Annotated in this window: 7 protein-coding genes and 2 pseudogenes; 2 read left to right on the forward strand and 7 right to left on the reverse strand. The window is 69.3% G+C overall.

What is annotated here, in order from left to right; all coding sequences use genetic code 11:
• Positions 1-426: 426 nt before the first annotated feature.
• A pseudogene (locus ACZ4WS_RS46695) lies at positions 427-604 on the reverse strand (RHS repeat-associated core domain-containing protein); the annotation flags it as partial.
• Positions 605-1,686: 1,082 nt separating this feature from the next.
• Between ACZ4WS_RS46695 and ACZ4WS_RS46700 the strand changes: the two are divergent.
• Positions 1,687-2,925: a hypothetical protein gene (locus tag ACZ4WS_RS46700; protein WP_467990146.1), complete on the forward strand. Its 1,239-nt coding sequence runs from the start codon at positions 1,687-1,689 to the stop codon at positions 2,923-2,925.
• A 364-nt stretch (positions 2,926-3,289) separates the two neighbouring features.
• Here ACZ4WS_RS46700 and ACZ4WS_RS46705 read toward each other — a convergent pair.
• The 6 genes and pseudogenes from ACZ4WS_RS46705 to ACZ4WS_RS46730 all read right to left on the reverse strand — a co-directional run bounded on the left by ACZ4WS_RS46705 (position 3,290) and on the right by ACZ4WS_RS46730 (position 12,199).
• Positions 3,290-4,374 (reverse strand): annotated as a pseudogene (locus tag ACZ4WS_RS46705) (integrase core domain-containing protein).
• Between the two features lie 378 nt (positions 4,375-4,752).
• A complete protein-coding gene (locus ACZ4WS_RS46710; protein WP_467990148.1) occupies positions 4,753-6,018 on the reverse strand; it encodes a carbohydrate ABC transporter substrate-binding protein in 1,266 nt (421 codons plus the stop codon).
• Complete coding sequence (locus ACZ4WS_RS46715; RefSeq protein WP_467990150.1) at positions 6,015-7,043, reverse strand: hypothetical protein; 1,029 nt, start codon at positions 7,041-7,043, stop codon at positions 6,015-6,017. The genes ACZ4WS_RS46710 and ACZ4WS_RS46715 overlap by 4 nt, the downstream gene beginning before the upstream one ends.
• Positions 7,040-8,437: a vWA domain-containing protein gene (locus ACZ4WS_RS46720; RefSeq protein WP_467990152.1), complete on the reverse strand. Its 1,398-nt coding sequence runs from the start codon at positions 8,435-8,437 to the stop codon at positions 7,040-7,042. Before ACZ4WS_RS46720 ends, ACZ4WS_RS46715 begins: the two co-directional genes overlap by 4 nt.
• Before the next feature lie 86 nt (positions 8,438-8,523).
• Positions 8,524-10,833 (reverse strand): tetratricopeptide repeat protein, encoded by a 2,310-nt coding sequence (locus ACZ4WS_RS46725; RefSeq protein ID WP_467990154.1) that lies wholly within the window; start codon positions 10,831-10,833, stop codon positions 8,524-8,526.
• A gap of 40 nt (positions 10,834-10,873) precedes the next feature.
• Positions 10,874-12,199 (reverse strand): S1 family peptidase, encoded by a 1,326-nt coding sequence (locus ACZ4WS_RS46730; RefSeq protein WP_467990156.1) that lies wholly within the window; start codon positions 12,197-12,199, stop codon positions 10,874-10,876.
• Positions 12,200-12,290: 91 nt separating this feature from the next.
• Between ACZ4WS_RS46730 and ACZ4WS_RS46735 the strand changes: the two genes are divergently transcribed.
• Positions 12,291-12,608 (forward strand): trypco2 family protein, encoded by a 318-nt coding sequence (locus tag ACZ4WS_RS46735; RefSeq protein ID WP_467990158.1) that lies wholly within the window; start codon positions 12,291-12,293, stop codon positions 12,606-12,608.
• The last annotated feature ends 516 nt before the right edge of the window (positions 12,609-13,124 follow it).

Raw genomic sequence — 13,124 nt, forward strand, 5'->3', positions numbered from 1 at the left:
CGTTATCCGCTCGATTGAGAAGCCGCTCCTCCAACTTGTGAGAGAAGGCAAAGAAGATGCTGGCTGCCCAGGTTCCACCGCCGGAGAAGAATGCCGACCCAGAGACGTCGCAGGCCGTCTTGTCGTGATGGACCGTGCAGTTCCAGTAGTCGTCGAGGACCGTCATTTCCTTTTAGTCGTGCGCCACCCGCTCACGGAACTTTGCGTCACATCCGGAACTCACGGAGACGCCGCACAGGTTGCTTCGGAACGGGACTGTCTGATCTGTCGTCCCACCCCCCAGCGCGGCTGCGCACGCTCCGGTGCACCAGTCGTCGTCGACGTCACCGGTGCTGTCAGTGGTGGCAGTGCCGCTGGTTGTCGAGTCCCCGCCGCCGGGGCTTTCGTCGGAGTTGTCTTCCATATCCCCGCCCTGGGCGGGAACGGTCTGGAGACCGGTGGGGTCGGATTGAGTGACCGGGGTGTTGTTGGCGTAGCTGTAGCCGTTGAGTGACTGGTGCTGGTCGATGGAGAGGACGGGGTCGACGCTGATGAACTGGCCGATCGACGGGTCGTATTCGCGGGCGCCGACGTGCGTCAGTCCCGTCGATTCGTCTGCGGGCTGGGGAGCTCAGCCTGCCCGGCCGGGCAGGCTCCCGCACGCTAGGTGTTCAAGCGGTGTCTGAGCACGGCGATGGACCGTCCTCGGGCAGGTTTCCCCAGCGCTCTTGCGCCCTACCGCCCATCGCTCCCCCATGGCACACTGCGCTCGTCGAGCGCAGTGTCGTGGAGGTTTTTCGCTTGTGAATCTGTGGCAGTGCGCGCTGTACGGCGCTGCGGGCGGCGCATTGGCAGGCTTGGTCGACTTCTACCAGCGCTTCGCTGCCTGGCGAGCGGCATGCGGTGTACATCTGAGCCAGAACTCTCCTGGTCCTTCGCCGACGTTCTTCTACCCTCGTGAGGACTTCTACTCGGTCCTACTGCAGGTCGTTCTGGGGTGTGTCGGCGGACTCCTGTTTGGAGGATCGGGGCAGGTGGACGGTCCTTACGCAATCCTCGTCGTCGGGGCTTCCGCTCCCGCCTTGTTGTTCAATGTGGTGAACGGCTCTGCCTCACAGTCTCAGACTGGTTCTTCCTCGCAGAATGCGCAGACCACGGTTGCTGCCGCGACAGCGGGTCAACTCCCTCCTGTAGCTATCCCTCCGGCTCAAGGCGCACCTGAGGCGACATCTGCCGACGGGGGTGCGGGTGTCGCAAACTGAGCAGTCACGTCGCAGCACCCTGTGGTTCCTGCGGAGCTACAAGGCCAGACGGCGGCCTGTCCTCCATCGAGGGCCGCATCCTGGGAGGGGCACCCTCGACCTGCTTCGCCGTGCGCTGAGCGCCCGGACACCGGCTCATGAGCCGGTGTCCGGTAAGCCAACCTGCTCCTCAACGGGTGCCGCTCCGAGCGTCACCCAGACCTTGGCAGCCGCCGCGTACCGCTCTCTTCCGAATGGTGCGGCTCTCGACGTCTTTCCCGGCTCGCACTGGACAAGAGGCCCCCTCAGTATCTTCGCTCCCGACTCAGGCGGGGCTTATGCGCAGGCCGTCCTGCGCAGGACACTCGGTGACGGGCGTGCAGCGCTCATCCAGTCGTTCGGGATGTCGGCCGCCAATGTTGCAGAGCATTGCCTGGAAGCCAGGGCCATTCGCCGACGCCGCGACGTGACGCTGTCCTTCATCACGTTCCTCACGTGCTGGCTCTTTCTGCCTGGTGCTCTCGTCTGGCTGCTTTTCCTGCGAATCGGATCGCTCGTGCCGCGGCTCGGCCGCCTCCCGATCCTTGCGGTAGCTGTGTTCGGTGGTTTGCTCTTGTCGTCACCGGCCGTTCTCCCGGGAGCGGCAGGATGGTATTGCAAGCTCCTTCTGGCAGCCCCCTACGCCGGCTGGCTAGGGGGGAAGGCAGTGTGCTTGAGGGCAGCCCACGCCTTGCGGCAACGGGCTGCGAGTGTCTACGACGGCAGCCAGGCGGGCGCCAAGATTCCCAGCGCGGTGCCAACGGGGCCTGACGACATCAAAGCAGAGCGTCTGCGCAGGGCACTTGCACGCCTGGAAGCGGAGGAGAACAGCAACGTTGTCCTCTACGACGCGGCCGGTGCAGTTCTTGGCATCGGCCCGCGGTGGGGCACTTGGTCCCTGGAAGAGGAGCTGCACGACAGGAGCGACCGTGGCCTCACTCCCTTCCGTAACTGGGATGTTGTACGCCGTGTTGCAGACCTGATGAGGAATACACGCGACGCACAGGGCACGCCGTTGACCATCGACCACTGGGCGGCTTTCCCCTACCGAGGGCTTCCGCTCTCATGGCCGGACGGAACTGCAGACATCGAAAGCTTCAGGTTGAAGCCCCAGGAGCTGCAGCGTCTGTCCAACGAAGCTGCCGCGACCGGTACAGCAAGGTATTTCCTTGTGGCTCAATCCCCGCTCCGAGGCGGCCACCACATCCTCACGCTGCTCATCAAGATCGTCATCCGAGACTGGGTCCTCCGAGTCACCGTCGATGCGCACATGCTCGGGCCGGTAGCATCGCACCTGCTCGACCCTCCGGCATCGCACTGGGTTCAGGTGACAAAGGTCGGTCGCTTTTACCACAGTGAGTCCCCCATGGGCATCACTGAAAGCGTATCGCTCATGGCCCGAGCTCCCTTTACCTTCTGGTCAGCACGGTTGTCGAGTCGGCTTGGCGGGACTCTGGCCCTTCCCGAGCCGTTCGGCTTGCGATATTCCGCCGCCCATGAACCCTGGCTGGAGGACTTCCCAAAGGATGAGGCTCTTAAGGCCGCACAGTCTGTGCTAAAGAATGTCCATGCAGCAGTCCTGAGCGTCTTGGCGGAGAACAGTGTCGACCTGGCGGGTCAGAACACGAGCGGTGGCATCGACCTCTACTCGTTCACGCCAGCTTGACCGTGCGTCAGGCTGGTCACTCCCGCAACAAGACCTGGTACCAGCCGGCGACAGAGGGTAGCGCGTACATCGGCGCCGCCTTGTGCGGGCTGGCCGCGCTCGGCTGGACCCGTCAGTCACGCCTACTGGATCACGGGCTCGAGGTCGTACTGCATCGCCATCCTCGGCACGGTCACCGCGCTGATGGTGGCAGCGCTGCGGTTCGGACTGTCCTCCGCCACCGCAGTCGCCCATCGCACGGCCGCACAGGCCGCGTCAGGCCGCGATCCCGCTTCCTCTTTCGGCATCAGCGCCAGCGGGTCTGCGTGAGCACGCTCGAGACGAAGACGGCCGTGCAACCATGGCCCCTGCCCGTCAGGTTCGGTCAGGCGATTCTCTGGTATTGGTTGATCAGGCCACCGAGGAGGGGTTGTCGCCGGATTCGGTGGGTCTGGAGGTCGGTGGCGGTGGCCGGGGTGGGTGGTTCGGCGTGGTTCGGGGGTAGTTGCCGCCGAGCCTGGTGGGGCCGGTGCCCGTTGTAGTGCCGGATGTACTCGGCCAGGACCACTCGGGCGTGGGCCTCGTTGTAGATCAAGATCCGGTCGAGGATCTCGCGGCGTAGGGTGCCCACGGCTCGCTCGCAGATCGCGTTCGCTCTCGGTGCTCGGGGCGGGCTGAGCCGGATCTCCACGTCGTCGGCCTGGAAGACGGCGTCGAAGGCGTCGGTGTACTTGCTGTCCCGGTCCCGCAGGAGGAAGCGCAGCGAGTCCATGCGGCACCCCAGCGTCATGGCGAGATTCCTGGGCCTGCTGGAGGTCCACGCGGCGGTGGGATGGGCGGTGACGCCGACGAGATGGAGGCTCCGGGTGTCGTGCTCGATGAAGACCAGGGCGTACAGGCGCTTGAGCGCCACGGTGTCGAGGTGCAGGAAGTCGGCAGCCATGATGCCGTGGGCCTGGGCGGTGAGGAACTGACGCCAGGTTGGGCCGGAGCGCTGTGGGGCGGGATCGATGCCGGCGGCTTGCAGAATCTGCCAGACCGTGGACGGGGCGATCGGGTAGCCGAGGCGGGCGAGCTCGCCTTGTATGCGCCGGTGGCCCCAGGCGCTGTTCTCCCGCGCCAGACGCAGGATGAGCTGCTTGACGGTGGATGCGGTGGACGGCCGGCCCGGGCAACGGTGCCGGGGGAATGTCCACGTCCGAGCGACGAGTCGCCGGTGCCAGGCCAGCAACGTCGCGGGCGTGACCGCGAAGGCCTGCGCCACCGCTCGCGCGGGACCAGCCGGGAGAGGACGGCGAGCCAGATCCGGTCGGCGGGCTCGTAGCGGACCCGGGCGATCTGACGGCGCAGCACCGCGTTCTCGTGCCGCAGCGCCAACACCTCCGCATCCTTGGCCACGCGGCTGCGCAGGATGCCAGCGGGCACCGTGATCAGATTTCGGACCAGCGCGGTGACGATGGACAGCGGCATCGAAGGATCATCCCGGGCGCCGTGGAGGCCGTCGCCCCGCGCGGAGAAGCTGCAGGCCAGATCCGGAATCGTATTTCCGAGCGGGACAAGCATTCCGTCGAGGACGACGAGGTGCGGGGCGCAGTCACGTGCGATCCGCAGCGCGCCGCGGCCGTCCTGCGCCGCGAACGGCCGCCACGCCGCCTCGGCCACCGCCGCGGACAGCAACTCGGTGAGCTCGGGCTCGTCGTCGACGATCAGCGCGCGAACCGTGCCTTGGCGGGTGGCGGCGCTGCCGGAGGGGCCAGACATGGTCCGACCTTCCCGCGGTCTGTTGTGGGCGCGATGTGTGTGACCTGCCTGCGTCCCATGTGGAGTGGGAGGGCCGGTGCGACGTGCTCACTGCGTACTGCACACCGTCTGCGGTGCCGCAGTTCTGTCGGGCTGCGCATCCTGCACCGCCTGCACGTCCTTGAGGAGTCCCGGAATGTCGGGGTCCTGCCCGGCGGCGGCCCTTGCGATGGTCAGCAGGGCGGCCTCGTAGAAGGCGTCCCGGACGGCGGGTGCCATGACGTCCGAGGCGTCCAGGCAGCGCGGGCCGTCACCGGTGAGCCGTTTGGCGATCTCGTGTTCGACCGGGCCGCCCTGCGGCTGCACCTGGCGATTGGCCGAGAAGACGTCCGCCAGCTTGGCCCATTTCTGCTGGCCCTCTTTGGAGGCCAGCCGTTCGATCAGGTCTTGGGCCTGGGGGCGGTCGCTGAACAGCGCGGCGAAGTCACCGGTCACCTCGTGGGCTTCGACCGGGTCCCGGCCGCCGGGCAGCAGCGGAGCAGAGTCCATCAGGCCTGCCTGCTTCGAGTCGGTCTCTCCGTAGAAGGAGCGTGCGAAGGAGCCCTGGTGCTCCAGGGTGCATCCGCCCCAGCCGTCGAACAGCAGCCCGTGGCTGCCCGGGTCACCGCGGTGATCCGTGAGCAGGGCGTGCGCGGCCGCCGCCCTGTTCTGCTGGAGCAGACCGGCCCATGCCTGCCAGGCGTTGCGCACCGGAGCACTGGTCCACCACTTCACCTTCTTGTCCTTGCTCAGCGCCCACTTTCCGTAGATGCCCGGGCCCTCCCGCTGCAGCACCAGGTCCTCGATCCAGTCCGTGCCGGGCCAGCCGGAGGCGCCGTCGTCACCCATGCCGATGCACCAACTCTTCAGTGGCGCCGGTGAGTCGGCGGGCTGGTGGCCCGGGCGGTACCAGACGATGCTCTTCAGGTCCGCCTTGACCGGGACCCAGTACACGTCCCGGGAGGCCGCGCTCGCCGTGTTCCACGGTGAGCCGTACTGGTGAGGGTCGTAGAGGCCGTTGAGCCGCTTGAGGCGGTTCTGGCCGGCGTATTCGGCGAGTTCGCCGATACCCGGCATGATCACGATGTCCGGGGGCTCCCCCGACTGCACCTTGGAGAGCAGCACCTCGCGCTGGGCTGCGGTGCCCTGGTAGCGGAAGGGGATCCCGAAGCTCTGCAGCACCTCCTTGAACTGCGTTTCCTGGGTGCCGGTCCACGTCCCGAGGATGGTCACCGGCTCCTTGTCGTCCCGCTCCGCCCACACCACCACCATGCTCGCGGCAGCGGTCAGCAGCAGCACCACGACGAACACCAGCACCTTGAACCGCCGGGTCACCGCCGCCTCCAGTAGTCGCTGTCGAGCCGGAGAACGAGCCCCGTCGCGGGCAGGACGACGACCAGCAGGCCGCCGATCAAGGCGCCCCGGTACACCCTGTCGGTCCAGGTGTCATCGGCCAGTTCCCGCCGCACTTCCTCGGACTTCTGCGTGACCTGTTGCTGCGCGACGTCCAGCCCCGGGCTGCAGCAGCTGTGACGGGAGACCGCGGTGATCGTCTGCAGGTCCCTGAACGCGTTGTCGAGGTCGTCCTCGGTGGAGGACGTCGTCATCAGCGGGACGACCGCGAGCAGCACGGTGAGGACGAAGGCCGCGAGCAGGTACGGATTCCAGTCGCGGCCGCAGCGGTCGCGCAGCACGAACAGCGCGGAGAGCAGGGTCAACGCCAGCGCCGCCAGTGCGAGTTCGGCGATCCACCAGCCGCTGCGCTGCACCCACCCCATGGAGGCGGTGGCTTCGGCATACTTCATCTGGACCCGCTGCAGTTGGTTCAGCCGGGGCACGAGTCCCACGCCCCGGCGGGTGAGCAGCGAGCTCGCCTCTTTGAGCTTCTGTTTCTGCATGAGGGGCTGGTCCCGGTACATGGACGTGCCGAGGTTGAGCGAGTTGCTGTAGGTGGCAAGCAGACCGTTGACGGTGCCGAGGTCCTGGTCCGTCCGGTCCGCGATCCGGGACAGGCCCTGGTCGGCGGCGGACAGCTGGGACCGGTAGCTCTCGCCCGAGCCCGCGACGTCGACGAGCTTCTTGTTCACCAGGACGCTGGTCTCCCAGTCGGCACGCAGCACTGCGAGTCGCGCGGCGGCGAGCCCCTGTACGGCCGGCGCCTCGCGGGACGAGAGCGCCTCGGCGCCACGCTGGGTCTGGTGGTAGGAGAGCAGCAGGGCGCCCACCGCCACCGTCGCGCACATCGTCAGGACCAGGAGGTGCACCTCCAGCAGCCGGCGGGTCCGCCAGGGGCTCAGGCGCTCCCGCCAGAAGGCGGAAAGGGAGTATCCGCGCCAGGAGGCGGTGCGTCCGGTCGTCACAGCAGTTCCTTCCCGCAGCCGATGCAGTAGCGGGCCTCGCTCCCGGCCGGGGCGGAGCAGTGACGGCAGCGCGGGCCCGGCCGCGGAACGACGGTGTCGGTGAGGGTTCCGCCTGGATAGGACCCGGCGCGCAGGATCATCGGGCCGAGGGCGTCGGTGTAGGCGTCGATGGCGGTGCGCAGCCGGACCCGCCCCGTGGCAGCGTCCTCGACGACAGCGACTTCGCGGATCTCGTTGAGCACCCACTCCGCGTCGAACTTCTCCGCCAGGCTTGCGGCCTGGCCCAAGCAGCGTTCGGCGACATCCCGTTGGCCTTCTTGGAGAGCCTCGAGTCCCTCCCGCAGGACATTCCGCATGACGGCGGTGGCGGTCAGGAAGCGCACGCTGCCGGCGCCCGCCGAGACGTGGGCGGGGGCTTGCCCGGGGCGGTGCCAGCGGGCGATGACGGGCGCATGGACATCGCCGATGGAGACCATGGCGAACTGCAGGTCGGTCTCCAGCGGGTCGGCGTCGGCGTCGGTGACGAGCGTGAGCAGGTAGTCGCGCCTGCCCTGCTCCCACTGGAAGGTCGGAAAGCTCCAGCAGTGCGGCCGGTCGGGCTGGGGCAGCCCGCCCAGGCGGCGCGGCCGGGGCGCCTTCTCGCCGAGCGAGACCTGGCGCACGGAGGGCCGCACGGTCACCTCGATCGGCAGTTGCGGAGTGTGCACCCGGCGCAGCCGCTCGATGGCGCCGGTGATCGCCCCGCCGAGCCCCTCGTCCACGAACTCGGCGGTGCCGTGCAGCCGTTCGGCGAGGGTCAGCAGGGGATCGGGATTCCAGTCCGCACCCACGGCGAACACATCGCAGGTGAACTGCCCGGCACAGGCCTCCAGCTCCTCCCCGAGACGAGTCTCGCCCGGGGCGCTGCTGCCGTCGGTGATCAGCACCAGATGGCGTACGGACAGCGGGCGGCCGGTGAGCAGGGCGCGTGACCTGGCCGCCCAGACGGCGTACCCGGCGGGGCGCGGACCGTCCCGGTGCAGCGGGAGCGAGCCTGCTGCGAAGACGGCCCGCCGCTTCTCCTCACCGTCGGCGACGGCCCACTCGGCTTCGCCCCGCGGATAGCACCGCACCGGCTCGGGGCCGCTGCCGAGAACGGTGAAGGAGATGCCCTCGGGCAGGGCGCGCAGCGCGGTCGGCAGGGCGTACCGGACGGCCGGCCGGTTGGCCTCGGCGACGTCCACCGCGATGATCACGGCGAGTTCGACCGCGGGCAGGTCGACGGGAGCGCTCTCGGCGGCCACGTCGACCCGCAGATGTGCCTCGATCTTCGCGCTGCGGTGCGGGCGCAGGTCACCGTCGAGGTCGACGTGCAGCTGGATGTCCGGCTGTGGCGGCAGGGTGTGGCTGCTCATGCCGTACGTCACCGCTCCTTCCCCTTCGTCGCCGTCCGGACCGCGCGGGGTGCCGTTCGGGCTGTCGTTGCCGTTTGGTCGGCCCGTCAGAACACGGTCTGAGGCCGTACCGCGTGCAGGAGGTCCACGAGGTGTTCGTGGGCGGCGGCCGACTCCCGGTGGCGTGCGGCCAGTTGCCGATAGTGCGACTCCATCTGTTTGCGCAACTCGCGTTCCGGCGCGGTCATGCGTCTCAGGCTGCGGGCGTACAGCCGTCCGGCATCCCCTCCCGCAGGGCCGGCCCGGTCGTTGAGGCTGTGCAGCGCGTCCAGTTTCCATTCGTGCAGTTCGGTGATCAGGCGCAGCGCCTCGTCCTCGGACAGGCTCGGTTCACCGGCGCCCGGTGTCTGGTCCACGAGCCCGGCCAGTTCGGCCAGCGCCGCGTCGACGTCGGCGGGCGCGGGCAGCGGATCACCGTCTCCGGGCAGCCGGGCCGCGCGGATGCGCAGGGAGGCGATCCGGGCGACGGTGTGGTCCAGAGTGCCGGGGCGGACCCGGCCGAGCACGTCGAGGGCCGCCCGGCGGTCGCCCGCGCGCAGCGCGAGCCGGGCCAGGCCGAGGGCGGCGCCGCCGTGCGCGGGGTTGCGGGCGAACACGGCCTCGTACAGTTCCTTGGCGGTGGGCCCGGCCCTGTCGTCGCCGAGCCGCTCTCCGCAGTAGGCGAGGGCCAGTTTGGGTGCGTACTCGCCGGGCAGCTCGAGATGCACCTGTGCGAAGTGGGTCTTGGCCTCGGCGACTTGCCGCGGGTCGGCGTGGAGGCCGGCGCTGCGCAGTGCGAGCAGTGCGCGGTGCCACTCCAGCCGCCACCGGCGCACGGCGGACGGCCCGGGGATGGAGTCGGCGGTGTCGAGCTCCAGCTGGGCCCGATTCAGGTCGTCCTCCGTGTTCCGGTCCAGCAGGACGTGCACGTTGTGCAGGCAGATCTCCACCGAGCGTGGCTCCTTGCCCTCCTGGTCGAGGAGCTGGCCCGGGTCGTAGCCGCTGCTCACCTCGAACCGCGCGGTCTGCGGATCGCCCGGATAACGCCTCGGCACCGGCAGACAGCGGGCGATCTCGGAGGGGGTGGGGGCGCCCAGGTCGAGGGCGGGGGCCACCGGTGGCTCGTACCGCAAGCGGCGGGGGCGGTCCAGCCAGTGCTCGATGCCCGGGACCGTGCCGAGCCGGGCGCCGAGCAGCTGCGGGGACGGCCGGAAGTAGTCGGAGGGCTCGGGCGGGTCGCTCTTGCCGCGCAGCGCACGGATCTCCCGCAGCGAGCCCCGCAGCTGGCCGGCCATCTCCCGGGCGTCGGCGAAGCGCTTGCCGGGGTCGGGCCGGACGGCACGCTCGACGACCTTCCAGAAGGAGGCGGTGCCGAGGCCGGGGACCACGTCGACGGCCCAGCGGCCGAGTTCCTGCAGGGTGACGCCGACAGTGTGCAGGTCGTGGGCGACGGTGGGTCCGGCGGAGAACGCGGTCTCGGGCGCCATGTAAGGGGGAGTGACATGGGCAGGGGGCTCGTTCTGGCCCTGTTCGCGCATGCCGCCGAGATCGATGACCTTGACGCCGTCTCCGTGGTGCACGACGTTCGAGGGCTTCATGTCCCCGTAGACGAAGACCCGTTCGCTGCCGGCGTGCAGATGGACGAAGGCCTCGAGGATCTGGCAGCCGTACGCGGCGACGTGCTCGATATCGAGGACCGTCTCAACGCGCCGGGTCTCTTCCACGACTTCCTCGAGGGTGCCGTCGCCGACGTCGTCCATGACGATGTAGCCGCCGGTGACCTGACCGTCGTCGTCGCTGCGGGCGACGAAGTCGCGGATCTGGACGATGCGGGGATGGCGGATCGCGACAAGGTTCTGGCGTTCGACGTCGGCGAGCCGGGCGCCGTCGTGTTCGTACCGGTTGAGCAGGCCCTTCACGGCGACAACGTCATGGAGATGGGTGTCCTCGGCAAGGTAGACCCAGCCCTGGCCGCCGTGCGCGATGGGCCCCATGATCCGGTACTGGTCGCGCAGCTTCTCGCCCTTGGCGAGTTCGGGACGGTACGAGTAGGGCTTGCCGCAGACCGGACAGTACCCCTTGGTCGGCACCGGGCCCTCGGTGTAGGGCGGGGCGAAGGTGATGCCGCACTCGGCGGACGAGCAGCTCATGCTGATGCGCAGCGGCGCGTCGGGGTCGATGAGGCGTTCTTCAGGGGGGCGCGGCGCGCGCTCGGGCAGCGCGAGGAGCTTGCCGGGGCCCAGGTCCCGTGGGTCCTCGGGCAGTGCGGGCAGCTCGGGGGCGTTCTCCGCGCGGCCGCAGTCGGCGCAGTAGCCGGTGGGCAGCACGGTGCCGCCGCAGGGGGCTCCGGTGAAACGCCGGTGCGGGCAGGCCGTCATCCTCTCGTCCTCCTCCCCTGCCCGGGCCGGGCGGAGTCCCTCATACCTGGCCTCCGTGGTGCCGCAGGTCGGCACGGAGGGTCTTGATCAGCCCGCGCAGCCGGGAGAGTTGCCGGTGCGGGTCCGCCAGGCCATCGATCCCGCGGAGCTCGCCCCGGCGCTGATCGGCCGTCTCGGTCGCTGCGCTGAGGGAGGCGCTGTCGACGACGCCGCGGCGGACCGCGCGGCTGAACTCAACGGTCTGCAGACGGGTGACCAGCGCGTCCGCATGGCCGAGGAGCGCGGGCCGCAGGAGTTGGTCGCGGGCCGCGTTCCAGCCGGTGCCGCCCTCGTGGCGGAAGACGAGCAGCAGCCGGAAGCCGAGCACCCGTAATCGGACGAGGAGTTCGATCAGGGGACCCGCCTCGGGTTCCTCGTCGAGACCGTCGACGAGGACCGTGACCGGGCGGACGGGAGCGCGGTCGGCCGCCCGCGCGGGCCGGGGCTTGGTGCCGAGCAGCCAGTACCAGTACGCCAGGTACTCGCCGGTCGGGAAGGTGATCTGCTCCAGGGTGTGGTCGGCGAGATCCGGCCTGCTGGAGCCGCCGCGATAGACGACCTGGGCGCGGTGCAGCAGATGGCGCAGCGAGCGGTCCTTGCCGCTGCCCGGGGTCACCACGGTGATTTTCACCGGGTCTTCGTCCGGGTCCTCGAACCACCGGATCGACCGCTCCTCGAAGTCGCGATCCCATGCGGACGGGCTGCTCAACTCATCAACGAGCGGGGAGAGTTCGCAGATGCGCGCAATGGGGATCAGATACGAGAAGGCGAGCCGGTTTTTCTCGGGCAGCAGCTCGCCCATGTCGCCGCGCCAGCTGGCGACGAGGCCGACCACGCGCGCGGGATGTCCTTCGTGCGGCCGGGTACACACGGCCGCGCCACTGAAGCCCCTGCGCACCACCTCCGCTTTGGTGACGGCGTCGAGCTGCACCCGCTCGCCGCTGGCCCCGCTGATACGGCCCCACAGGCTCATGCCGTCGTCGAAGCCCACCGCGTAACCGGTCGCGTACACCTCCATGCCGCCCCGCAGCGTGCGCTCCAGCGGGGCGGGGCGCGCCTGCGGGCGCGGGCTGTCCAGGCGCAGCACCGCGACGTCCTCGCCGCGCTCGCCGTCCGGCAGCCAGCCGCCGGGCAGGACGCGTGCAGCCACCGGTTCGAGGTCGCTGTTCTCGGCGAACTCCAACCACATCACGGCGTCCGGGCGGTCCACCACATGTGCGCAGGTCAGTGCCGTGTGCTGGTCGACGAGCACGCCAGCGCCACAGATGGGGCCGTGAGCGTCCTCGCGCCGCAGCCTGAGTCTCCAGTCCGCACGCAGTTCCCCCATGGGGTCTCAGACTACGCGCGGAGCATGCTGCGTCCCTAGACTTGTGACCAGGTTGGATCGGTCAATCAACGGAAGTCGGCGGTGAGTTGACATGGGGGATGTGGAACCGGTCGGTCTTGCGGAGGCCATCGGCACGGTGCGTGCGGAGCTGGCGCGGGCCCAGGCCGAAGGCGCGGAGAGCGACTGGCGGTTCAGTGTGGAGCAGGTCAGCCTGGAGTTCTCGGTGCAGTTCCACCGGGCCGGCGAGGGCGGGGCGGGCCTGCGTCTGGGCGTGGTCGAGGCACGGCTCGGCGGCTCGGTGAGCCATGACGCCACGCACCGCATCCAGGTCGACCTCAAGCCCCTTCCCCGTGCCGACGGCAGCCACCACGAGGTGAGCCGGGAGGACGACGGCTCCCTCGCCCGCTAGCCGAGCCGCGCCCGGGGCGTGCCGGGCACGGCTCAGCGGCGTCTAGGGCTGTCCGGCGGATCATGGGCGTGCTGGTGACGCGTTCTGTGAGTGGCTAGGGTCCGGCCATGGGATCAGCGAGGTCAGGCGAACCTGCGGGCAGACAGAGTTTTGGAAGCCGGTTGGGCGCGGTGTGCGGCGGAGTGGTCAAGCGGCCATGGCTGTTGTTCAGCTGGCTCGCTCTCGCTGCTTTGGTAGTTGGAGCCCAGCACTGGGTGTCGCAGCCATGGTCGGCGGCCGCCTATCCCATCGCGCTGATCGTCGCGCTTTGGCTCTCCAAGCGGGCAACGCCCAGGAACTAAGTCCGTCCGACGGATCAGGCCCGCAGCCAGAGTCGGATCGCTGCGACGGTGACGGTGCCATGGAAGGCGTAGGCCCGCTTTGAACCTTCCCCTTGATCGTGGACACCTGGAGACTGGGACATGAGGTTCCAGAGGAAGTAGTGCCAGGTGGGAAGCAAGAGCAACCGCAGCAGGC

This window comes from Streptomyces sp. NPDC029292 (assembly GCF_055569295.1).

What these genes read in the sequence shown, in the direction of transcription:
- ACZ4WS_RS46730 (WP_467990156.1), bottom strand. Translation starts at nt 12,199, where the DNA reads ATGGGGGAACTGCGTGCGGACTGGAGACTCAGGCTGCGGCGCGAGGAC.
- ACZ4WS_RS46720 (WP_467990152.1), bottom strand. Translation starts at nt 8,437, where the DNA reads ATGAGCAGCCACACCCTGCCGCCACAGCCGGACATCCAGCTGCACGTC.
- ACZ4WS_RS46735 (WP_467990158.1), top strand. Translation starts at nt 12,291, where the DNA reads ATGGGGGATGTGGAACCGGTCGGTCTTGCGGAGGCCATCGGCACGGTG.
- ACZ4WS_RS46725 (WP_467990154.1), bottom strand. Translation starts at nt 10,833, where the DNA reads ATGACGGCCTGCCCGCACCGGCGTTTCACCGGAGCCCCCTGCGGCGGC.